General features: G+C 62.8%; 21 protein-coding genes and 1 pseudogene. 13 read left to right on the plus strand and 9 right to left on the minus strand.

Features of this window, described 5'->3' with window-relative positions; genetic code table 11:
* Positions 1–161 precede the first annotated feature (161 nt).
* Positions 162–395, plus strand: coding sequence for a hypothetical protein (locus MXB90_RS14620; RefSeq protein WP_250046127.1), 234 nt, complete (start codon positions 162–164; stop codon positions 393–395).
* A gap of 51 nt (positions 396–446) precedes the next feature.
* Here MXB90_RS14620 and MXB90_RS17865 read toward each other — a convergent pair whose 3' ends face one another.
* Positions 447–977 (minus strand): hypothetical protein, encoded by a 531-nt coding sequence (locus tag MXB90_RS17865; protein ID WP_250046128.1) that lies wholly within the window; start codon positions 975–977, stop codon positions 447–449.
* Between the two features lie 24 nt (positions 978–1,001).
* Between MXB90_RS17865 and MXB90_RS14630 the strand changes: the two genes are divergently transcribed.
* Together MXB90_RS14630 and MXB90_RS14635 are read left to right on the plus strand one after the other, a co-directional pair.
* Positions 1,002–1,361 carry a hypothetical protein gene (locus MXB90_RS14630; protein ID WP_250046129.1) on the plus strand — a complete coding sequence of 120 codons (360 nt, stop codon included), beginning with the start codon at positions 1,002–1,004 and terminating at the stop codon, positions 1,359–1,361.
* Between the two features lie 84 nt (positions 1,362–1,445).
* Positions 1,446–2,522 (plus strand): glycosyltransferase family 90 protein, encoded by a 1,077-nt coding sequence (locus tag MXB90_RS14635; protein ID WP_250046130.1) that lies wholly within the window; start codon positions 1,446–1,448, stop codon positions 2,520–2,522.
* Between the two features lie 38 nt (positions 2,523–2,560).
* On the opposite strand, the gene MXB90_RS14640 is transcribed toward MXB90_RS14635, so the two are convergent.
* Both MXB90_RS14640 and MXB90_RS14645 read right to left on the minus strand, forming a co-directional pair.
* A complete protein-coding gene (locus MXB90_RS14640) occupies positions 2,561–3,574 on the minus strand; it encodes a cyclase family protein (protein ID WP_250046131.1) in 1,014 nt (337 codons plus the stop codon).
* Positions 3,575–4,492 carry a 3-hydroxyacyl-CoA dehydrogenase family protein gene (locus MXB90_RS14645; protein ID WP_250046132.1) on the minus strand — a complete coding sequence of 306 codons (918 nt, stop codon included), beginning with the start codon at positions 4,490–4,492 and terminating at the stop codon, positions 3,575–3,577. It abuts the gene before it with no gap.
* Positions 4,493–4,612: 120 nt separating this feature from the next.
* Here MXB90_RS14645 and MXB90_RS14650 point away from each other — a divergent pair, with 120 nt between their 5' ends.
* From MXB90_RS14650 to MXB90_RS14665, 4 genes are read left to right on the plus strand one after another with little or no spacing between them, the layout of a single operon-like run.
* On the plus strand, positions 4,613–5,938 hold the full coding sequence (locus MXB90_RS14650; RefSeq protein ID WP_250046133.1) for a short-chain fatty acid transporter: 1,326 nt from the start codon (positions 4,613–4,615) through the stop codon (positions 5,936–5,938).
* A gap of 15 nt (positions 5,939–5,953) precedes the next feature.
* On the plus strand, positions 5,954–6,250 hold the full coding sequence (locus tag MXB90_RS14655; RefSeq protein ID WP_284040855.1) for a YciI family protein: 297 nt from the start codon (positions 5,954–5,956) through the stop codon (positions 6,248–6,250).
* A 1-nt stretch (position 6,251) separates the two neighbouring features.
* Positions 6,252–6,542, plus strand: a complete 291-nt coding sequence (gene catC, locus MXB90_RS14660) for a muconolactone Delta-isomerase (protein WP_250046135.1) — start codon at positions 6,252–6,254, stop codon at positions 6,540–6,542.
* Entirely contained in the window at positions 6,539–7,255 is a 717-nt protein-coding gene (locus tag MXB90_RS14665; RefSeq protein WP_250046136.1) for an SDR family NAD(P)-dependent oxidoreductase, read from the plus strand. Before catC ends, MXB90_RS14665 begins: the two co-directional genes overlap by 4 nt.
* 17 nt (positions 7,256–7,272) lie before the next feature.
* Here MXB90_RS14665 and pcaD read toward each other — a convergent pair whose 3' ends face one another.
* Together pcaD and MXB90_RS14675 are read right to left on the minus strand one after the other, a co-directional pair.
* The gene (gene pcaD / locus MXB90_RS14670; protein WP_250046137.1) at positions 7,273–8,049 is read right to left on the minus strand and encodes a 3-oxoadipate enol-lactonase; all 777 of its coding nucleotides are present in this window, start codon (positions 8,047–8,049) and stop codon (positions 7,273–7,275) included.
* 11 nt (positions 8,050–8,060) lie between these two features.
* On the minus strand, positions 8,061–8,954 hold the full coding sequence (locus MXB90_RS14675; RefSeq protein WP_250046138.1) for a LysR substrate-binding domain-containing protein: 894 nt from the start codon (positions 8,952–8,954) through the stop codon (positions 8,061–8,063).
* Positions 8,955–9,134: 180 nt separating this feature from the next.
* Here MXB90_RS14675 and MXB90_RS14680 point away from each other — a divergent pair.
* A pseudogene (locus MXB90_RS14680) lies at positions 9,135–9,608 on the plus strand (transposase); the annotation flags it as partial.
* Positions 9,609–9,806: 198 nt separating this feature from the next.
* On the opposite strand, the gene MXB90_RS14685 reads toward MXB90_RS14680, so the two are convergent.
* Entirely contained in the window at positions 9,807–10,265 is a 459-nt protein-coding gene (locus MXB90_RS14685) for a hypothetical protein (RefSeq protein ID WP_250046139.1), read from the minus strand.
* Between the two features lie 491 nt (positions 10,266–10,756).
* On the opposite strand from MXB90_RS14685, the gene MXB90_RS14690 reads away from it, so the two are divergent.
* Positions 10,757–10,996 (plus strand): hypothetical protein, encoded by a 240-nt coding sequence (locus tag MXB90_RS14690; RefSeq protein ID WP_250046140.1) that lies wholly within the window; start codon positions 10,757–10,759, stop codon positions 10,994–10,996.
* On the opposite strand, the gene MXB90_RS14695 is transcribed toward MXB90_RS14690, so the two are convergent.
* Positions 10,981–12,108, minus strand: a complete 1,128-nt coding sequence (locus MXB90_RS14695) for an FUSC family protein (RefSeq protein WP_250046141.1) — start codon at positions 12,106–12,108, stop codon at positions 10,981–10,983. The genes MXB90_RS14690 and MXB90_RS14695 overlap by 16 nt on opposite strands.
* 33 nt (positions 12,109–12,141) lie before the next feature.
* Here MXB90_RS14695 and MXB90_RS14700 point away from each other — a divergent pair, with 33 nt between their 5' ends.
* Positions 12,142–12,288: a hypothetical protein gene (locus MXB90_RS14700; RefSeq protein WP_250046142.1), complete on the plus strand. Its 147-nt coding sequence runs from the start codon at positions 12,142–12,144 to the stop codon at positions 12,286–12,288.
* 67 nt (positions 12,289–12,355) lie between these two features.
* Here the strand turns inward: MXB90_RS14700 and MXB90_RS14705 are convergent, their stop codons facing one another.
* A complete protein-coding gene (locus MXB90_RS14705) occupies positions 12,356–13,015 on the minus strand; it encodes a trimeric intracellular cation channel family protein (protein WP_250046143.1) in 660 nt (219 codons plus the stop codon).
* Between the two features lie 32 nt (positions 13,016–13,047).
* Positions 13,048–13,536 (minus strand): MarR family winged helix-turn-helix transcriptional regulator, encoded by a 489-nt coding sequence (locus MXB90_RS14710; protein ID WP_250046144.1) that lies wholly within the window; start codon positions 13,534–13,536, stop codon positions 13,048–13,050.
* Positions 13,537–13,798: 262 nt separating this feature from the next.
* Here MXB90_RS14710 and MXB90_RS14715 point away from each other — a divergent pair, with 262 nt between their 5' ends.
* The 3 genes from MXB90_RS14715 (at position 13,799) to MXB90_RS14725 (ending at position 19,304) form a co-directional block, all read left to right on the plus strand.
* Positions 13,799–15,358, plus strand: coding sequence for an MFS transporter (locus MXB90_RS14715; RefSeq protein ID WP_250046145.1), 1,560 nt, complete (start codon positions 13,799–13,801; stop codon positions 15,356–15,358).
* 58 nt (positions 15,359–15,416) lie between these two features.
* On the plus strand, positions 15,417–16,577 hold the full coding sequence (locus MXB90_RS14720; RefSeq protein WP_250046146.1) for a M20 aminoacylase family protein: 1,161 nt from the start codon (positions 15,417–15,419) through the stop codon (positions 16,575–16,577).
* A gap of 645 nt (positions 16,578–17,222) precedes the next feature.
* On the plus strand, positions 17,223–19,304 hold the full coding sequence (locus tag MXB90_RS14725) for a c-type cytochrome (RefSeq protein ID WP_250046147.1): 2,082 nt from the start codon (positions 17,223–17,225) through the stop codon (positions 19,302–19,304).
* The last annotated feature ends 63 nt before the right edge of the window (positions 19,305–19,367 follow it).

A 19,367-nucleotide genomic window follows, 5' to 3' on the forward strand; every position in this document is an offset into this window, starting at 1 on the left:
AGATCCGCGTCGCCGTGCTGAACGGCTTCACAGCGCTCGGAATACCCGTCACTGAAGCTGTGGGATGAGTCTGTCCAGGGAAAGGAAAACCTCGGCCATCAGCTGATTTGTGCAACAGAGCCGATCACGGAGTAAAGCCTTACAGGATATCCTACGAGAGGATGATGGGCAAAGATGCTCGACTTTTTCTTTCTGATTTTTCCAGATTTGCAGGTCTTCCGGAACTGACAGAAGAAATTGAAATTAAAAGTTCGCATGAAAAGATAGGGACGCGAAAGAATAATGATTTCGCGGACAGGTTTCGCCACGAACACAGAATCTACCTTGACGAGGTCGCGGACGAACGAAGCGCTTGGCTTCAGAAGTTAGATGAGAACAGCTTTTTCAAATCGTGATCACCGCATCGCGGTTGCTGGAATTATTCGTTGGGAAAAAGCCACCCGTCCTTACCGATAGTGACCATCTGGGCCTTGTCGCACCCTAGCCTTCGCCTGCCCCGGATTGACAGCTTTGGGGTGCGCCGATACTTCCCTTGATGGCGGGTGGCGAACCGGGAAATTGCGCAGCCTGCGGTAGCATTCAGTTGTGTTGATTGGGTTAATGAGGGAAATGTGATGCTGCCAAAGGCAGAAGGTGTTCATTATATTGATTTTTTTCGTGACCTTCACGAAGCGATCCTGTTCGACTGGTATCTGGAAATTGGCAGCCGCAAGGGTGACAGTTTCGCGCCCGTCCGGGGAAAAACCATTGCGGTGGACCCCTACTTTCGCCTGCGTCGGCATGTGATGAACGTCAAGCGCACGTTGCTTTTGTGCCAGACGACCAGCGACGAATTCTTTGCCGATGATGCCCTGGGGCGCCTTGGGATACAGCTGTCGTTCAGCTTCCTTGATGGTATGCACCTTTTCGAATACCTCTTGCGCGATTTCATGAATACCGAGGCACACAGCCGTCCCGATGGCGTGATTGCGATGCATGATTGTTGCCCCTTCACGACCGCGATGACGACGCGCGATCTGGAAAATCTGCCCAGGGGTGCCTGGACGGGCGATGTCTGGAAGCTGATCCCGATCCTGCGGGACTATCGGCCCGACCTGACGATCCGGGTTCTGGACGCGGCCCCGACCGGGCTTGTGCTGGTCAGCGGGCTGGACCCGCAAAACCGCGTGCTGCAGGAAAATTACGACGACATCATCGCGCGGTTTTCCGACCTCGATCTGGACAGCTTCGGACCCCAGCGGTTTGGTGAACTTTTCACCTTTGAAAGCACGCGCGCGATGATCGACAGCGGTTTTGAGCCGTTCCGCCATCTTGCGCTTGACCCCGCGCTGGTTTCGGAACCAAAGCGCGTTTCGACATGAGCCGCCACCCCCAAATCGTTCTGGCGACTGTTGCTGGGGATCTGCGCTGCGCCTGGATGCCTTCGTGTGCAACGCGGTGGCGCAATGACCGAGGCTGACTTTATCCGGTCTTCCGTTGCCATGCAGATCGGCGGGTTTTCCGGCCCTGTCGCGCAATCGCAAGCGGCGTTGCTGCGCGCGTTGCAGGGGGCAAGCGGGTCCGCGCTTGCGCAGCTTCCGGGCGGCACGGATGTGGTCCGGCTGGACGATGGCACCCTGCGTCGGGTTGATCCACGGGCCCTTGACCGGGCGGGCAAGGCCGAGCTTGCGCTTGCGCAGATCAACGCGGCAGGCGCCGATTTCGGCTTTGTTGTCGATATGCAGGATCGCCGCCTGCGCAGCCTGGCGGAGCCGGGGGCGCCGTGCTGGCCCGTTTTCTGTTTCAACAGGCGGGCTGCAGATGATCAGCGCATCTTGTGGCCGCTGCCGATCTATCACGATTTGCGGGGCGACCAGTTCCTTGCCGATGTGCGGCCCGATGCCGTCGCCTGGGAAGACAAGGTCGCGCGGGTCGTCTGGCGCGGGATTACCGGCGGACGGGTGATGGGCCCGACCCCGCGGGAAGAGGGTTTGCGGCTGAAACGCCTGCTGCGGCGCCATGCGAACGGCCGGATGAACGATGCCACGCTGGCATCGCAGCTGGCGGGCCTGCCCCGCTTCAACGCCCTGACCCGGGTGCAAGGCGATCCGCGGTTCGATTTCGGTTTCGTCGATGGCGACGGCTACATCATCGAAGAAACGCCATTTCATGCGCCTTTGGGCCGCCCGCGCCTGACGCGCCTGGACATGCAGCGCTGCAAATATATCGCGGTGCTGCGGGGGCTGGATGTCGGGTCAAGCTTTTATTGGGTCATGAACTCGGGCTCTGTCGGGTTCGTGATGGAAACACCATTCGAAACCTTTGCTTCGCGCCATTTCCGCCCTTGGGAACATTACATCCCCTTCCGCGAGGATTGTTCCGATCTGACCGAACGTTACACTTGGGCCGAGGCGCATCCCGAAGAATGCCGGAACATGACGCGCCGCGCGGCAGAGGTGTGCCGCCTGCTATCGCGCGCCGATCTTCGTGCAACGATCCTGCGCGAGGTGGTTGCCAGCGTCGGCGCCCAGCCGCGGGCGTGAGGAACGCGCCGTGCCCGCCAAACGCTGTAGCCTCCTGATCAGATCGTCGCGACCGGGGTCACGGGCGATCCGATCGCGCCGGGAAGGCGCAGGGGGGGCGCGGTCAGGAAGCAGGCGGATCGGTCGCGCGTGGCCAGTGCCTCGGCCAGATCCTTCAGATACCAAAGCTCGGCCAGGGGCATTCCCAGCTTGAACAGGCAATGGTGGTGCAGCGGCAGGCGCAGGCAGCAGGCGTGCGGGTCGCCATGCGGGTTTTCGACGGCGTAATTGTCGGCGGCGATGGCGGCGATGCGGGTTTCGGTGATCCAGTCGTGCAGCGCCTCATCCTGGCCGTCCAGCACCGCGCCGGTGCGGTCCAGACGGTCGGGGTCGGGGGCCTGCTGCATGTCCAGCAACGCCTCGGCATAGCCGGTGCGCAACAGCACGATGTCGCCCTTGCGGATCTCGACCCCCTGCGCGGCGATCGCCTGTTCCAGCGCGGCCCGGCCCACGATGGTGCGCCCGGTGCCGAAGTGGCGGGCCAGATCGATCAGCACCGCGCGGCCCTGCACCCCGGTTGTCGCCATCTCGCTGACCGATAGCTTGCGGGCAAAGGATCCGTGAGGGCTGCCCGGTTCCTGGCCCAGAACATCATGATCGGCGCGGAAGCCGTTGTAATAGACCCGCTCGGCCACGCCATCGCCATCGGCATCGAACAGCGCGCCGACATGGGCCAGCGAATCCCATTGCGTGGAATATTGCGTGCTGAGCACCACCTGATCGTCGCTGAGAACGTCGCGCAGCAGCGGATCGACCTTGGCCAGCGGATAGTTCACATAGGCCGTGTCGCCCAGAAAGGTGGGGGCCAGACGCGGCGGCTTGCGCCGGGGGTTCAGCGTCAGCGCGCCGGGAATATCCAGTGGCAGGGACAGGCAGAAGGCCCGGCCTTCGCGGATTTCTGCGGCACCTGCCAGACGCTCGGTCGGGCCGATATGGTTCAGCGTGCCCAGTTGATCGTCGCGCCCGAAATCACCCCAGTTGGATTTTTCGGGGCGGTTGATCCAGTCCGGCATTCATGCCTCCTTGTCGTTGGGCGGCGCCGTGGCACCAATCGCGATCACCTGGCGCAGGGCCTGTTCCAGCGCCTCGGCCCGCTGGTTCAGGGCGCTGTCCCAGTCATAAAAACCTTTGCCGCTTTTACGCCCCAGCGCGCCGTTGTCCACAAGCGACCGAAGCGCGGCGGGCGGCGTGGCGTCGGTGGCAAGCTGGGGGTAAAGGTAGGACGCGATGTTCAGATGGGTATCCAGCCCGTTCAGATCGCGTTGCAGGAACGGCCCGATCAGCGCCAGCCGCACGCCCAGACTGTGCTGCACGATCGCGTCGATCGTCGCCGCGTCGGCCACGCCGGTTTCGACCAGGTGGAAACATTCGCGCATCATCGCATGCTGGATGCGGTTGGCGACAAAGCCGGGCACCTCGATCTTCAGGACCGCGGGCACCTTGCCGCTTTGGCGCAGGATGTCGGCCAGCCGGGCAGTGGTGGCCGCGGGCGTCTGCGGGCCGCCGATCACCTCGACCACGGGGATGACATCGGCGGGGTTGAAGAAATGCGCGATGACCAGGCGTTCGGGGTGGCGCATCCCGGCGCAAAGATCGCGACTCATCAGCCCCGAGGTGTTCGACGCGATGATCGTCTGATCCGATACGGCCGCCTCGATGTCGCGCAAGACGCGGTGCTTCAGCGCGAGGTTTTCCGGGACCGCCTCGATCACCAGGGGCGTGTCGCGCCAGTCCGGTGCCAGATCGGACAGCGCCGGGGCCAGGGTCAGGCGCGATCTGTCTTGCCCCGTGCGGGCCATGAAATCGGAAGCGATTTCAAGTGCTTGGCTGTTCGGATCAATCAGGCCGACGGCAAATCCGGCGGCCATAAAATGCGCGGCGATGCGCTGTCCCATGACCCCGGCCCCAATGATCGCAACCCGCATCGTCATGTTCCACCCCGGCATTCTCATATACATTGACAAAATAATACGGAACTTTTTATAGCACTTCAATATAAGTGAAACGAGGGGGCCGGGACTGTCCACGGACGTCGCCGGCAGGAGGAAAAAGTGAACGGACTTGCAAATTTCTTCACGCGGATCGTGAACCGCTACATGCCCGACCCGCTGGTCGTGGCGGTCCTGCTGACCGCGCTGACCTTGGTGTTCGCCATGGTCTGGCAGGGCACCGGCTTCCTTGATGCGACCCGTTATTGGGGCAAGGGGTTCTGGGAACTGCTGGCGTTCTCGATGCAGATGACGGTGATCTTGCTGGCGGGCTATATTCTGGCCAAGACGCCGGTGGTTGACCGGCTGATGAACTGGGTCGTGGCGGGCATTCACACGCCCCGCGCGGCGATCATCGCGGCCACGCTGTTCGGCGGCGTGGGCAGCTGGGTGAACTGGGGCTTTGGCCTGGTGATCGGCACGCTGATCGCGCAGAAGCTGGGCCAGAAGGTCAAGGGCCTGCACTATCCGCTGGTCATCGCCGCGGGCTATTCGGGCTTTGCGCTTTACGGGATCGGGCTGTCGGGTTCGGTGCCGCTGCTGCTGAACACCCCCGGTCACTTCCTTGAGGAAAAGATCGGTCTGGTGCCGCTGTCGGATACCATCTTCTCGCCGATCATGCTGATCACCAGCCTGCTGATCGTGGTGACCATGCCCTTCTTCAATGCGATGCTGCACCCCAAGGCCGGCCAGCCGATCATTGAGGCCAAGCCCGAAGCCCCCGTTGCCGCGCCCGAGGTTGAAACCCATGCGCCCACCTTTGCCGACCGGCTGAACAACAGCCCGGTGATCGGCGTGGGCGTCGGCCTGTTCGGCCTGCTCTATTGCGCGCTGTATCTGAGCGATGGCGGCGGGATCACGCTGAACCTGGTCAACACGCTGTTCGTGTTCCTGGGTATCCTGCTGTTCGTCACGCCGAACCGCTTTCTGGCGACGCTAAGCGATGGCGCGCGGATCGTGGGCAACATCATCATCCAGTATCCGTTCTACGCCGGTATCCTTGGCATCCTGTCGGGTTCGGGCCTGATCGTGACCTTCGCGGGCTGGTTCGTGGCGATTTCCTCGGCCGAAACGCTGCCGATCTGGTCGTTCATCTCGTCGGGGTTGATCAACATCTTCGTGCCCTCGGGCGGTGGCCAGTGGGTCATCCAGGGCCCGGTGATGATGGAGGCCGCGGCCCAGCTGGGCGCCTCGGTTCCGGCCACGGCGATCGCGGTGCAGATCGGCGACCAGTGGACCAACATGGTGCAGCCGTTCTGGCTTTTGCCGGCGCTGGCGATCTCGGGGCTGAAGCTGCGCGACATCATGGGCTATATGGTGCTGGTGCTGTTCTACCTGGGCGTCATTTACGGGGCGGCGGTCGCGATCTGGGGCTTCATCGGGGTTTGATGACACATGCCCTTTATGGTGGAAACCTATGACAAACCCGGCTGCGCAGAATTGCGCAGCCAACTTCGCCCCGCGCATCTGGACTATCTTGAGGCGAACAAGGCCCTTTTGCTGGCCTGCGGGGCAAAGCTTTCGGATACGGGCGATGTGGCCAGCGGCGGGCTTTACCTGCTGGATGTCGAAACCCGTTCCGAGGCCGAGGCCTTTATCGCCGCCGATCCTTTCGCGCAAGGCGATCTGTTTCAGCGGGTGTTCATCACCCGCTGGCGCAAGGCCTATCTGGCCGGACAAAACACCCTGACGGAGGGCTGAGATGCTGTATCAGGTGGAAATGATCGTCCGCATTCCGCAGGACATGGACCCCGAAATCGCCGCCGATCTGAAGGCGCGCGAAAAGACCTATTCGCAGGATCTGCAACGCGCGGGCATCTGGCGTCACATCTGGCGGGTGGCGGGGGCCTATGCGAACCTGTCGATCTTTGATTGCCGCGACAACACCCACCTGCATGAGGTGCTGACGGGCCTGCCGCTCTATCCCTATATGGACATTTCGGTAAAGCCGCTGTGTCGGCATCCGTCCTCGATCCATGAGGGTGATGCATGACTGGCTTTGCGCGGGGCGTCGCGGTCATCACCGGCGGCAGCCGGGGGATTGGGGCTGCGATCACCCGGCGGCTGGCGGCGGACGGGTTCCGCACCGTCGTTCTGGACATTGTTGACCCGGACGGGCCCTGCGACCACTTCCTTCAGGTCGATCTGTCCGATCTGGATGCGGCCCGCGCCGCCGCGGCGCAGGTCGCGGCGGACCATGCGGTCACCTGTCTGGTGAACAATGTCGGTATCGTCGCGCCCGCCCCGCTTGAGGAGGTGCGCGCCGAGGATCTGGACCGGCTGATGCATGTGAACCTGCGCCCCTCGCTGATCTGCGCGCAGGCGTTCCTGCCCGCGATGAAGGCGGCAGGCGGCGGGCGGATCGTGATGAACACCAGCCGCGTGACGCTGGGCAAGGAATTGCGCAGCCTTTACAGCGCGACCAAGGGCGCGGCGCAGTCGATGGCGCGGACCTGGGCGCTTGAACTGGGGCCGCACGGCATTACCGTGAATTGCGTGGCCCCCGGCCCGATCGCGACCGACGCCTTCTGGAAGAACAATCCCCCCGACGCGCCGCTGACGCGCGACATCATTTCCAAGGTTCCGGTCAAGCGCCTGGGCACGGGCGAGGATGTCGCCAATGCGGTGTCCTTCTTCTGCGCGCCCGAGGCGGGCTTTGTCACCGGACAGACGCTGTTTGTTTGCGGGGGCGTCACCGTCGGCTGACGCAACGCCCCTTTCCCTTATCCCAGATGTTCGATCAGCAGCCCGGCGAAAACGTCGGGCTGTTCCACACAGGGCATGTGGCCCGCATTGGCGATTTCGACATAGCGCGCGCCGGGGATCTGCGCGGCCGTGGCCTGCACCAGCGTGGGCGGGGTGGAACAATCCTCGGCCCCGGCGATGACCAGCGTGGGCGGGGTGATGCGGGGCAGGGCGGCGGTATAATCGGCGTCGCGGATCGCGGCGCAGACATCGGCATAGCCCTGCGCGGGGGTGCGTTCCAGCATCGCCCGCCACATCGCGAAATCTTCGGTGTCCTGATACCCCGGCGCGAACCAGCGCTGCAGGATCATGTCTGAAATGCTGGCGATCCCGTCCTTCAGCACCGCGTCGATCCGCGGGTTCCAGATGTCCGGCGTGCCGATCTTGGCGGCGGTATCGGCCAGCACCAGATGCGTCATCGCCCCGGGCCTGCGCTGCACCAGTGCCTGCATGATCAGCCCGCCCACCGAAAGCCCGACCCCGGCAAAGCGGGAAATGGCGTAATGGTCCAGCAGCGTTTCCAGATCGGCGGCCATCGTTTCAATGCTTTGGCCGGGCAGGGCGGTGCTTAGCCCGTGGCCGCGCTTGTCATGGCGCAGGATGCCCCAGCCTTCGGGCAGGCGGGCCACCACCCGGTCCCAGACCCGCAGGTCGGTGCCCAGCGAATTGGCAAAGACCACGACGGGCTGTCCCGCCGCCGCCGGGCGATAGCCGTGATGGATGCCGCGGAATGCGGTGAACTGTTCTTGTGTCATCTTGGGGTCCGTCAGGTTTCAGATGTGTCGATGCAGGACAGGAAGGTCTGCAGCGGCGGGGTCATTCGTTCGGCATGATAGACGAGCGAGATGTCCGCCCGTGCCGTGGTGCCCGCCAGCGGCTTGTAGGTCACGCCGTCCAGCTGCACGCAGCTGATGGCCTTTGGCACGATCGCCACGCCCAGCCCCGCCGCAACCAGGCTGACGATCGAGGCGAATTGCGGCGAGCGGAAACGGATGTCCGGCGAAATGCCCGCCTCAAGGCAGGCCGCATGCATGGCCGCGGAAAACCCCACATGCGTCGGCAGGTGGGTTGCGATGAACTCGCTGCCCTCCAGGTCCTTCAGCGTGATGGTGCTGCGCCCGGCCAGCGGATGGGACGTTGGCAGCGCGGCCCACAGTTCCTCGCGGCACAGCGGCACGGCGATCACGTTTTCGGGCATGTCGGGGAAAGGCAGGCGGACAATGCCGACATCCAGGTTTCCGGCGGCAATTTCGGGGATCTGGCGATCAAGGTCCATCAGCACCAGTTTCAGATCGACCTGCGCCGCCTTTTCCCGGAAATTCCGCAGCATCCGCGTCAGCACACCATTATAGGCGGCCGCCCCGATATAGCCGATGGCCAGTTCGCCCAGCTGCCCCTTGCCCGCGCGCAGCGCCACATCCTCGGCCCGGTGGGCATGGCGCAGAACCGCCCGCGCCTCGGGCAGGATCATCGCACCGGCGGGCGTCAGCGCGACCCTGCGCCGTGTGCGTTCGAACAGAAGGGTGCCAACAATTTCTTCCATCTGCTGCAATTGCAGTGTCAACTGGGGCTGCGAAATCGACAGCCGCGCCGCGGCACGTCCGAAGTGAAGCTCTTCGGCCAGGGCGATCAACAATTCGTAGTGTTTCAGCGTAAGCAAATTATTGCCATTTCGTATTGAACTGGCAAATAGATATCGAAAAAAGATATGTTTGTCACGCGTATTCCGCGCGCCCAAGGGGTCGTGTCGCGAAGTTGGTGGAAATTTGCAGGCGGCGTAATCTCCGGGTGAACATCCACCCACCCAACCGGCGGCGGCAACCGCCAGGGAGATCACGTCATGAACCAGATTACCGACACTGCGAGCTTTGCGCTACTGGCCGGGGAGGCCGGGTTCGACCCGATCGAGGGGCGGCTGCGGACCAACGTCCGCGCAACCATCGAAGCGGTTTTCGAGGAAGAGCTTGCCAGCTTTCTTGGTCGCCTCTGCTACGATCGGGGCGACGGCCCGGCGAAAGGCTATCGCCACGGGCACCGCGAACGGCAACTCACCGGCACCTTCGGGACGGAAACGGTGCGGGTGCCGCGCGCCCGGATCGAGGGCGACGCAGGCAAGGTAACGGAATGGCGCTCGAAGGCGCTGCCCCGTTATCTGCGGCTGACAAAGAAGGCCGAGGCCCTGATCGCCGCGGTCTATCTCGCCGGCACCAACACGCGGCGCGTGAAGCGGGCGCTGTTCGGGCTGTTTGAGGGAGCTGTTAGCAAGGACGTGGTCAGCCGCGCCTGGCGCAAGGTGAAGGTGGACTGGGACGCCTGAGCAGAACGAGGCGGTGGTTGTTCTGGGTCGGATACGTCATGGGATACATCGGATGTCCTTTCGATGCAGGTTGGGGGGAGAGGAGGGCAGGGTGGTCGCCCGGCTTTCTGGGGGTGCTCATCACATCCCCCTCATGCGGCTGCCGAAGCTCGGTCCGGGTGGCGCGCAACCGCAAGCCGCCACCCGGAGCGATCTTCAGGCCCGCCCTTGCGCGCAGCGGACGGCGTCCCGGATCCGCCGGCGCAGGGCCTGCAGCCGGTTCATCGCCTCCGGCGTCAGCCAGCCGAGCACCGGCGCGCCGACATCCGGGCTGCGGGCAAAGCGGCTGTTGCGATCTGAGACGATGAGCCGTTTCGCCCCGAGGAAGACGGTCGGTCCGGTCAAGACGCCGCCCTGCATTGCCGCCGAAGGGGTTATTTTCAGATCGAAGGGTCCGCGCCGGCGGCCGGGCAGCTGGGAGATGCCGGGGGCGAGCGTCACGAAGCGCTTCCCGGCGTGGAAGGCGACCTCAAGAACGAGGCAAGGCCGGGCCGTGTCGGGGCCAACTTCCATCGGGAAGCGAAAGGCCACAATCGCGCCGGGGCGCGGCTCTCGGGTCGGGCGCGCGCCGGAACGCGTGTCTGCGCCGCCGCGCGGGTCGGTGGTGTCGAGCATGGAAAACTCCAGGGTTGAGAGGAAACGACCCGCAACCCCGAATTCACCAGTGTCGGGGTCTTCGCCTTCGGTCGCGCGTCATCCGGCGCGCGCGCGAAGGCGAAGAGGCCCGATCAGGTTTTGTCTCGCAGTCCTGACAGGCTCCTGCGGGAGGGCCGGGAAAACCGGCCGCAACGTGGGAGAGGGTGCCCCTGTCGGTGGCTCCACCACCACCTCCGCAGGCGGCATCGGGGCCGCTGGGTAGAAGGCTACTCGCGGGGCAAGACGTGCAGAACCCGGTCCCTTGCCCGGCTCAGCGTCTAAGCGGCCGGGCGGCGCGCCTTCGGGGTCCTGTTTTTGGCGCCTGAAGGCCCCCGGGGCCGCTGCGGCCCGCGTGCGCTGGCGGGACTGCTGGTCGACGGGCAGCAATCGGCCTCTCCGAACGCGGCATCGTAGATCTCGATCAGCTCGCTCTTCGAGATCGAAGGGTTGCCAGCGGTCAGATATTTCACTTGGTCGAAATCAAGGGCCCGAAGGCGGCGCTCCAGTTCCGCGGGGCTGATCCGCGTGGCCTGGAAGAAAATATGCCGACAGCAGAGGCGTGCTGCAGCGATGCAACGGACCAGAAAACAGTTGCTCAAGGCCGGGTATGTGAGCGGATTTCTGACCGCACCCTTGTTCGTGATCTGATGCAGCTAAAGCGGCAAGGAGTTGAATACGGCGAGGAATTCCAAGCCTATCTCGGATCCTGATTGGCCTCGCGCATCTCAGCCAGAATCCTGCGATCGTCAAGGGTGGACAGCAGCAGCGTCACCGCGATCCCAATGCCCGCGCCCAGAAGCGTGTCGAGCGCGCGTTCCGGTGCCATGGCAGGTCCCGCGCCATGCGGTGCCGCCAGATGGGTCATCAGCAAGGCCATCGGGGTCACGAGCATCTGTCCGAAGGCATAGTTGAAGCCGATGACGATTTCGGTGGCAATCTGCAACAGCACGATAGAACCGATCACCGTCCAGACGCCTGGGTCCTGCACAAGCACGATCCAGGCCAGCACTGCGCCCACCACCGTGCCGGCCATCCGCTGCAAGGCACGGTTCATCGAGATGTGCAGATGTGTCCCTTGCATCACAGCCAGTGCACCCATCGCCGCCCAGGCCGGGTGATCCGCGCCGAACCCCTGGCTGAGAAACATGGCGATGCCAGCGCCGATCATGCTGCGCAGCCCCGCCATCAGCGGCGAGCTTAGCGGCCGGTCGGGTTCGACCGGCAGGGGCCGGGCGGGCGAGGGGACATGGCGTAGCGCCTCGCTTGCCGCACAGATCGCCCAAGCCAGCCCCGCGACCACGCCAGTTGCCAGAACCCGCCCGGCCAGATCCGCTCCGCTCAGGCCCGGCGCCGCCATCGAGGCACCCGCGGCAAAGACGAAGATCAGCGGTCCCGGCGCGCCGAAACGACCGGTCACGCTGACAAACAGGAAGATGCCGCAGGACATCGCGAGGAGTATTAGTTGGGACACATAGCTGGCCCCTGCCCAGGCCGCCCCCGATATTGCTGCTACCGCGAATACCTGCCAAATCGCGCAATGCAGCACGATACGTTGTCGGGTTTGCGTCGGCGCGAAGCGCCCGAAGAGCGCCGGGAGCGCTCCTAGCGCGGCAAATCCGATCAGCTCCGGCCAGGGAGATACCCAGAAGAGCGGCAAAGCGATAGCGCCCGCCAGCGCCGCCTGAAATCCTGCCAGCGCCGAATTGCGCAAAGAGGGTTGGGCCGAGACCACCAGGCTGTCTCGCCATTGGTCGCGATGCAGCAGATGGCGCGCGGCCTCGCGGCGGGTTGGGCCCTGCGGCTGATCGCGATCGCACCTCATCGCCGGTTTGCCCCGTGCATGGTGACTCCTTGAATGGCGGTATTTGAAAAGTTCCGGGCAAGGGGCATGTTTGGCAAGCTGCATGGCATCATGCAGTGGAGCCGGATCCCCGCAGTCCCAAATCGCGCCGCCTGTTCAGCAGAATTGGATGACGGACAAATCATTCCAGCCCCACTTTGACACATCGATGCCGTCGGGGGGTGCCATTTTTGAGGCAACAGGCCGCGCGAATGGTGCCATCAAGGCGTCATGGGGAATCTGGTGGGCGTCCTGGGCGCGGATGGTAGCGCGGGAGGGTCCAGCCCAACGCCAGAGCACCGGCGCGCAATCCGAACGCCACGAAGCCGCCCGCGAAGGCCGCCAGAAGCACTTGCACATCCATCAGGCGCAACCCGACATACACGGCCGCCCCCGCGACGGCCGCAGAGACATAGATTTCTTCTCGCGTGACGGCATTCGGCTCACCGGCCAGAACATCACGCAGGATACCGCCAAGCGTGGCGGTCATCGCCCCGGTCAAGATCGCCACGATCGGAGAGCCAGTCAAAAGGAAGCCCTTGTGGGCGCCAAAGACGGCAAACAAGGCAAGTGCGCAGGCATCCAGCCATAACAAAACCTTGTATCGGGATTCGAGGAAATGCGCCGTGCCATAGACGAACACCGCCGTTGCAATGCAGATGGCCAGGTAGAGCGGTTGATCGACCCAGAAGACCGGCTGGTTCAGGACAACGTCGCGCACCGATCCACCACCGATTCCGGTCAGATTGGCGAGGAAGATGAAGCCCATGATGTCGAGTTGCCGACGCGATGCGGTCAACGCGCCCGTCGCGGCAAACAGCACGACGCCGATATAATCGAACAGAATCAAATATTGGGTCATCGGCATGTCATCCGGCTTTCGGGCCATCGGTTCGCGTGGCCTGCACGTGTTGTTTCGGGTCAATGGCCATCACAGGATTTCTCCCAATCGGCCAGGGCGTCGCTGTAAGCGTTTGAGTGAACCCAGTCCAAGAGGCCTCCGAGCTGCGCCTCGAAAGCCGAGCGCTGTTCCGCCGTGAAGGCCTGAAACAGGATGTTTTCCAGGCCGTCGGCCAGCGACCTTGCGCGGTTGCGCAACGCGCTGCCCGCTGCCGTGCAATAAAGCGCGAAACGGCGCGCGTCGCAGCTGTCGTTCACCCGTTCCAGAAGCCCGGCCTTCACGAGGCTTTGGATCAGTCGTGACGTCTTTGACCGCTCGAGATGTGCGAGCTTGTTCAACTCCACGAAGGTAATGCCGGGGTTGTCGTCTACCAGCCGCAATATTCTGATTTCAAGGATCGACAGGCCTGTCTTGTCGCGAAAGATGTGATCGTTGGCTTCGATGGTCATTTTCGTCAACAGGTTCAACCGATAGGTGATCCTGTCCGAGTCTTTCGTCAAAGTCGACATTCGTCGCTCCGTCCTTTCCTGTGGCTCGGGCTTGATGGGACGACCTCTGCTGCCGCAGGCGGACATCGATTCGTGGTCGGAAAGTCGCGCATATCGGTGCCTGTGAACAACTATGAAACAAACGGTCCCTGCGAAAGTTTGATGCGCCGGCGTCGCCCCCGAAGCCGTCTTCAACCAATATCACAAAAAGGTTTCATGTTGCAACGGTTGCAAATGACAATATTTTTGATTTGATTGACGTAGATCAATGTTAAGGGTGAAGATGTCGTTCACGCCAAACGCACAAAACCTATTCGCCACTTCGGAAGGCCGGGGGCTGAATGGCCCGCCCGGACCGACTGACCCTATCGGGATCAAGCAAATGTCTGACACATCGTCGACCACCTACCAAGGGAACGACAAGCTTCTCTTCGGTATCATCCTGGGCGTTCTGGCCTTCTGGCTGTTCGCCCAGACCACACTCAACATCTCTCCCACGATGGCGGCTGACCTCGGGCTTGAGCAAAGCGTCATGAATATCGCGGTCTCGATCACCGCGCTTTTCTCGGGGATCTTTATCGTCGTCATGGGCGGGCTCGCTGACCGTATCGGTCGTGTCAAGGTCGTCTTGTGGGGCTTCATTTTCAGCATCATTGGCTCTCTGCTGGTCGGCTTGGCCCCAAGCGGCGCGATGGGATCGGTGTTCCTGATGCTCGGCCGGATCTTTCAGGGCTTTTCGGGTGCGTTCATCATGCCGGCTTCGCTGGCGCTGGTGAAAACCTACTGGGACGGGGCAGGCCGTCAACGCGCCGTTTCGCTGTGGTCCATGGGGTCGTGGGGCGGCTCGGGCTTTGCCGCGCTTTTTGGTGGCCTCATGGCTCAGAACGTCGGATGGCGCTATATTTTCATCATCTCTGCGGTCGTGTCGCTGGTGGGCATGCTGATGGTGCGCGGAACGCCCGAAAGTAAAGCCGAGACCAAGGGGTCCTTCAAGTTTGATGGCAAGGGCGTGGCCTTCTTCATGATTGCCATGGTTGCCCTGCAGGTTGTCGCAACCCAGGGTTCCAAGATCGGCTGGTCGAGCCCGCTGACCCTTGGCCTCGCAGCTGTCGCCGTGGTTTTTGGCTGGCTGTTCATCCGCACCGAGAACTCGGTCGCCAATCCGTTCGTGAACTTCACGCTGTTCAAGAACACCACCTACACGGGCGCAACGATCTCGAACTTTCTGCTGAATGGCACCGCCGGGATGCTGATCGTCTCAATGCTTCTGCTGCAACTTGGCGGCAACCTCTCGGCCCAACAGGCCGGCCTGCTGACCATCGGTTATGCAATCACGATCGTTCTCTTCATCCGCGTCGGGGAAAAGCTGTTGCAGCGGTTTGGCGCTCGTAAACCGATGATCTGGGGTAGTTTGATCGTGGGCCTGTCCATCGCGCTGCTGCTGCCGACGGAAACCATGCTGGGCACCTATAAGATGCTCGCAATTGTCTCCTACGCCGTCTTTGGTCTGGGCTTGGGTTTCTACGCCACGCCTTCGACGGACGCAGCCCTGTCCAACCTTCCCGCCGATCAGGCTGGTGCCGGGGCGGGCATCTACAAGATGGCCTCGTCGCTGGGTGCGTCCTTCGGGGTTGCGATCTCGGCCGCGATCTTCACCGCGCTGAGCGCCGGCGACAACATTCTCTGGCTCGAAGGCGTGATCACCTTTGTCGGACGTCAGGACAACGTTGCCATCCGCCAGGCGGCAATGATTGCGCTGCTGTTCAACCTGATACTGGTCGGTGTCGCCATCATGTCGATCATGCTGACGGTTCCCAAAGGCAAACCTGAAGAGCGTGCTTGACCCCTTCGGCCGTCGGCGGGAATGCCGGCGGCCCCACCCTAAAACTGGAGAACTCGACATGAACGCCATCGTGAAAGATCTCGAAAAAGACAAAGCCCTCATGAATGAGTGGTTTACCCATATGCACCGGAACCCCGAACTGTCGATGAAGGAGGAAAAGACCGCCGCCTTCATCGCCGAAACCCTCAAAGGTTTCGACGGGGTCGAGGTCGAAACCGGCGTCGGAAAATACGGCATCGTCGGGTCGCTCAAGGTCGGAGACGGCGATAAGGTGATCGGACTGCGCGCCGATTTCGACGCGCTGCCGATCCAGGAAGTGAACGACCTTGATTACAAATCCGAGGTCAAGGGCGTGTCGCATCTGTGCGGCCATGACGGCCACACCACCATGCTTCTGGCGGCCGCGAAACGCCTTTCGGAGACCAAGAACTTCAACGGCACGGTGCGCTTCATCTTCCAGCCCGCCGAAGAAACCATGGAGGGTGGCCCGGCGATGATCGAAGACGGGCTCTTCGACCGTTTCCCGGTCGACACCGTCTACGGCATGCACAACATGCCCGGTCTGGAAAAGGGCAAGCTTTATTTCACCGAAGGTGCCACCATGGCCGCCGTCGACAACTGGGAAGTAGAGATCACAGGCAAGGGCGGCCACGGCGCATTTCCCGAGCATGCCATTGATCCGGTTGTGGCGGGATCGTCGCTGGTCATGGCGATGCAAAGCATCGTGGCACGGAACGTGGCACCGTCGCATAGCGCCGTCGTCACCATCGGCGCGTTCCAGGCCGGTGCGGCGGGGAACGTGATCGCGCATAGCGCCATCCTGCGGTTCTCGATCCGCACCACCACGCCGGAAGACCGGAAACTGGTTCTGGGCAATGTCCGGCGGTTGATCAAGACCCAGGCCGAGGGATTTGGCTGCACCTGGGAAATCCGGGAAGGCCAGCCCGGCGCGGTACTCGTCAACGATCCCGAGGAAACCCGCCAGGCCGCTCAGATTGCCCGAGATGCCTTCGGCGAACAGGATGTTTTTGAGGACGGGCCGACCTATCTGGGCTCCGAGGACTTCGCGTTCATGCTGCAACAACGCAAGGGCACCTACTGTTTTGTCGGCAACGGCCCGACGGAGTTCGTTCACCATCCGAACTACGTCTTCGATCGGGATATTCTGCCGGTGGGCGCAGCCTACTGGGTGGCTTTGACAGAAGGGCTTTTGCGCTGAACGCTTCATTCACGAAAAGCGGGATTTGATGCGAAAGGGGGCGATAAACGCCCCCTTTTATATGCGGTACGCATTGATAAAGGGGAGGCGGCGGCACCAACCTATCGAATTGAACTGTTCGTGACGCGAGACTCGCCTGTGAGAAGGTCTGCGTGAGCAGATGAGGTCTTGTATTGCGGATGGTGCTGAAGGGTTCATGAGGCGGTGCAAGGTTGTCGAGCCGCGGCGGCGGGGCAAGCGGCAGTGTGCCTGAAGGCGGCGGTAATCCCGGTCGCGCTGCGCTATTCGACCAGCGGGATCACGCGACAAGGCCTGATCGGGCCGCCGTGGATCCGGGCATCTGCGCGTGGGCGACACGCTGCGGCAGGTGGTCGATCTGATCGAGGATCGGGTTGCGCCGCTTGTTGCCACCATCGTCGATTACATCGACGCGGGTTCGAACAGCTTCAAGTTGTAACCGAAATCGAGAACATCGACGACTCGGTCCCTGCTGGCACCGGCTTCCGGCTTTGCGAGTAGCCCCTTCAGGGACATCGCACGGCGCCACTAGGGTAAACCCTAGCCCAGGCGGGGCTATTCCCGAATTGTCCCGATGCTCCCTGTCTTCTAGCCTCGCGAGGAAGCAGCACAGATGGGACGAGAGCCATGGCCATGCAGGTCAAGACCCGCAAAAGGATAGTCGCAACCGCCGGTGTTCTGGCGGTCTTGCTCGGGGGGGGCGCGCTCTGGCTGATGCGCGCGCCCGCCGTCACGCAGCAATCGCCTGGCTTCGAGGGCGAGGCGAGCGCCGATCTGATCGCGCGCGGGCGCTATATCGCGGAACTTGGAGATTGCGTGGCCTGCCACACCGCCGAGGGGGGCGCCGAGATGGCCGGTGGCCTCGCGCTCGAAAGCCCGATGGGCACGATCTATTCGACCAATATCACGCCCGACCCGGAGACCGGGATTGGCGGCTGGAGCTTTGGTGAGTTCGACCGCGCGATGCGGATGGGCGTAGCGGCCGACAACCACCGACTCTATCCCGCGATGCCTTATCCATCCTATGCCAAGATGACGGCCGAGGACATGGGCGCGCTTTGGGCCTATGTGAGTCAGGGGCTGGCGCCGGTTAAACAGGAAAACCCGCAAACCGACCTCGGCTTTCCGTTCAACCAGCGCTGGGGGCTGTCGTTCTGGAACGCCGCGTTCCTCAACGCGGAACCCTTCACCCCCGATCCGACCAAGGATGCGGTCTGGAATCGCGGCGCCTATCTGGTGCAGGGGCTGGGCCACTGCGGCGCCTGCCATACGCCGCGCGGCATCGGCTTTCAGGAGGTGACGATGGACGGCACCGGGCCGAAGGGGGATCAGTTCCTCTCCGGCGAGCGGGTCGAGAACTGGAACGCGGTCAACCTTCGCAATCTGTGGACCGTGTCGGACATGGTGCGCCTGCTGAAAACCGGGCAGAACCGCTTCGCCACCGTATCGGGCAGCATGGTTGACGTGATTTCGCATTCGACGCAGCACTTCACCGATGCCGACCTGACGGCGATGGCGATCTACATGAAATCGTTGCCCGAGGACCGCCCCGATCAGGTCGAAAGCCCCGAGGATGTGATCGCCGCGGTGGTGCCCGAGACGACCTGGACCACATCGGGCGGGCTGGGCTACATGCAGTTTTGCTCGGATTGCCACCGCCCGAACGGACAAGGCGTTCCCGAGGTCTTCCCGCCCTTCGGTGGCAACCACACGATTTCGGCCGACGATCCAGCGACGCTGGTGCACATCACGCTGACCGGTGGGCAGACGGCGGTAACTGCGGAACACCCGCGCGCCTTCGTCATGCCCGGGTTCGCCCAGCTTTCGGATCAGGAAATCGCCGAGATCCTGAGCTTCGTGCGTGCTGAGTTTGGACAGGGTGCCGCGCCGGTTTCGGCCGAGATGGTGGCCAAGGCCCGCAAGGCGATCGGTCCGACCTTCGAACAGACCACCTTCGAAACGCCACGGCTGGCCTCGATGCTGGCCGAGCCGAACCCCGATCAGCTCATCTACGGGATGCGGTTGAATGCCGAGACCCGTGACCTGCTGCCCGAGAATGTGGGCAACGATCTGAACTGCACCTCATGCCACCTGAATGCGGGCACGGTGGCGGATGGCTCGCCCTATGTCGGCGTGACGGCCTTTTTCCCGACCTATATGCCACGTCCGGGCAAGGTGATCGGCATGGAGGAACGCATCAACGGCTGCTTCCAGCGTTCGATGAACGGTAAACCGATCGCTAAGGACGGCGAGGCGATGAAGGCCTTTCTTGCCTATTATGACTGGATGAAAGGCGAGACCAAGCCCGAGGATAAGGTCGAGGGTCGTGGCATCGGCAAGGTTGATACCTCACTGATCCCCGATCCGGTGCGCGGCAAGGAGATCTACGTGGCGCAATGCGCGGCCTGTCATGGCGCGGAGGGTGAAGGGCTGACCGATGCTGCGGGCCGGGTCGTCTATCCGCCGCTCTGGGGAGATCGCTCCTTCAACATCGGCGCGGGTATGGCCCGGACCTACAAGGCAGCGGCATTCGTCAAGCAGAACATGCCGATCGCTGCCCATGGCAAGTTCCCGCTGGGGCAGGGTGGTCTCTCGGATCAGGATGCGGTCGACGTTTCAGAATACTTCACCCACATGCCGCGCCCCGATTTCGCCGGCAAGGAGAAGGACTGGCCGACCGATCCCAAACCCAAAGATGCGCGCTACTGAGCGCACCTGCCTCCAGAACGGCCGGCCCATCGTTCCAGGGCCGGCTGTTCGCTTGCGCGTATG

It is taken from the genome of Phaeovulum molybdatiresistens (assembly GCF_023544865.1).
Lineage (GTDB): Bacteria > Pseudomonadota > Alphaproteobacteria > Rhodobacterales > Rhodobacteraceae > Pontitalea.

Bases quoted from the DNA above. Each gene is read 5' to 3' on its own strand.
- MXB90_RS14620 (WP_250046127.1), top strand. From the start codon at position 162: ATGATGGGCAAAGATGCTCGACTTTTTCTTTCTGATTTTTCCAGATTT.
- MXB90_RS17865 (WP_250046128.1), bottom strand. From the start codon at position 977: ATGCATCGCAATCACGCCATCGGGACGGCTGTGTGCCTCGGTATTCAT.
- MXB90_RS14630 (WP_250046129.1), top strand. From the start codon at position 1,002: ATGACGACGCGCGATCTGGAAAATCTGCCCAGGGGTGCCTGGACGGGC.
- MXB90_RS14635 (WP_250046130.1), top strand. From the start codon at position 1,446: ATGACCGAGGCTGACTTTATCCGGTCTTCCGTTGCCATGCAGATCGGC.
- MXB90_RS14640 (WP_250046131.1), bottom strand. From the start codon at position 3,574: ATGCCGGACTGGATCAACCGCCCCGAAAAATCCAACTGGGGTGATTTC.
- MXB90_RS14645 (WP_250046132.1), bottom strand. From the start codon at position 4,492: ATGACGATGCGGGTTGCGATCATTGGGGCCGGGGTCATGGGACAGCGC.
- MXB90_RS14655 (WP_284040855.1), top strand. From the start codon at position 5,954: ATGGTGGAAACCTATGACAAACCCGGCTGCGCAGAATTGCGCAGCCAA.
- catC (WP_250046135.1), top strand. From the start codon at position 6,252: ATGCTGTATCAGGTGGAAATGATCGTCCGCATTCCGCAGGACATGGAC.
- MXB90_RS14665 (WP_250046136.1), top strand. From the start codon at position 6,539: ATGACTGGCTTTGCGCGGGGCGTCGCGGTCATCACCGGCGGCAGCCGG.
- pcaD (WP_250046137.1), bottom strand. From the start codon at position 8,049: ATGACACAAGAACAGTTCACCGCATTCCGCGGCATCCATCACGGCTAT.
- MXB90_RS14685 (WP_250046139.1), bottom strand. From the start codon at position 10,265: ATGCTCGACACCACCGACCCGCGCGGCGGCGCAGACACGCGTTCCGGC.
- MXB90_RS14695 (WP_250046141.1), bottom strand. From the start codon at position 12,108: ATGAGGTGCGATCGCGATCAGCCGCAGGGCCCAACCCGCCGCGAGGCC.
- MXB90_RS14700 (WP_250046142.1), top strand. From the start codon at position 12,142: ATGGCGGTATTTGAAAAGTTCCGGGCAAGGGGCATGTTTGGCAAGCTG.
- MXB90_RS14705 (WP_250046143.1), bottom strand. From the start codon at position 13,015: ATGGCCCGAAAGCCGGATGACATGCCGATGACCCAATATTTGATTCTG.
- MXB90_RS14710 (WP_250046144.1), bottom strand. From the start codon at position 13,536: ATGTCGACTTTGACGAAAGACTCGGACAGGATCACCTATCGGTTGAAC.
- MXB90_RS14715 (WP_250046145.1), top strand. From the start codon at position 13,799: ATGTCGTTCACGCCAAACGCACAAAACCTATTCGCCACTTCGGAAGGC.
- MXB90_RS14720 (WP_250046146.1), top strand. From the start codon at position 15,417: ATGAACGCCATCGTGAAAGATCTCGAAAAAGACAAAGCCCTCATGAAT.
- MXB90_RS14725 (WP_250046147.1), top strand. From the start codon at position 17,223: ATGGCCATGCAGGTCAAGACCCGCAAAAGGATAGTCGCAACCGCCGGT.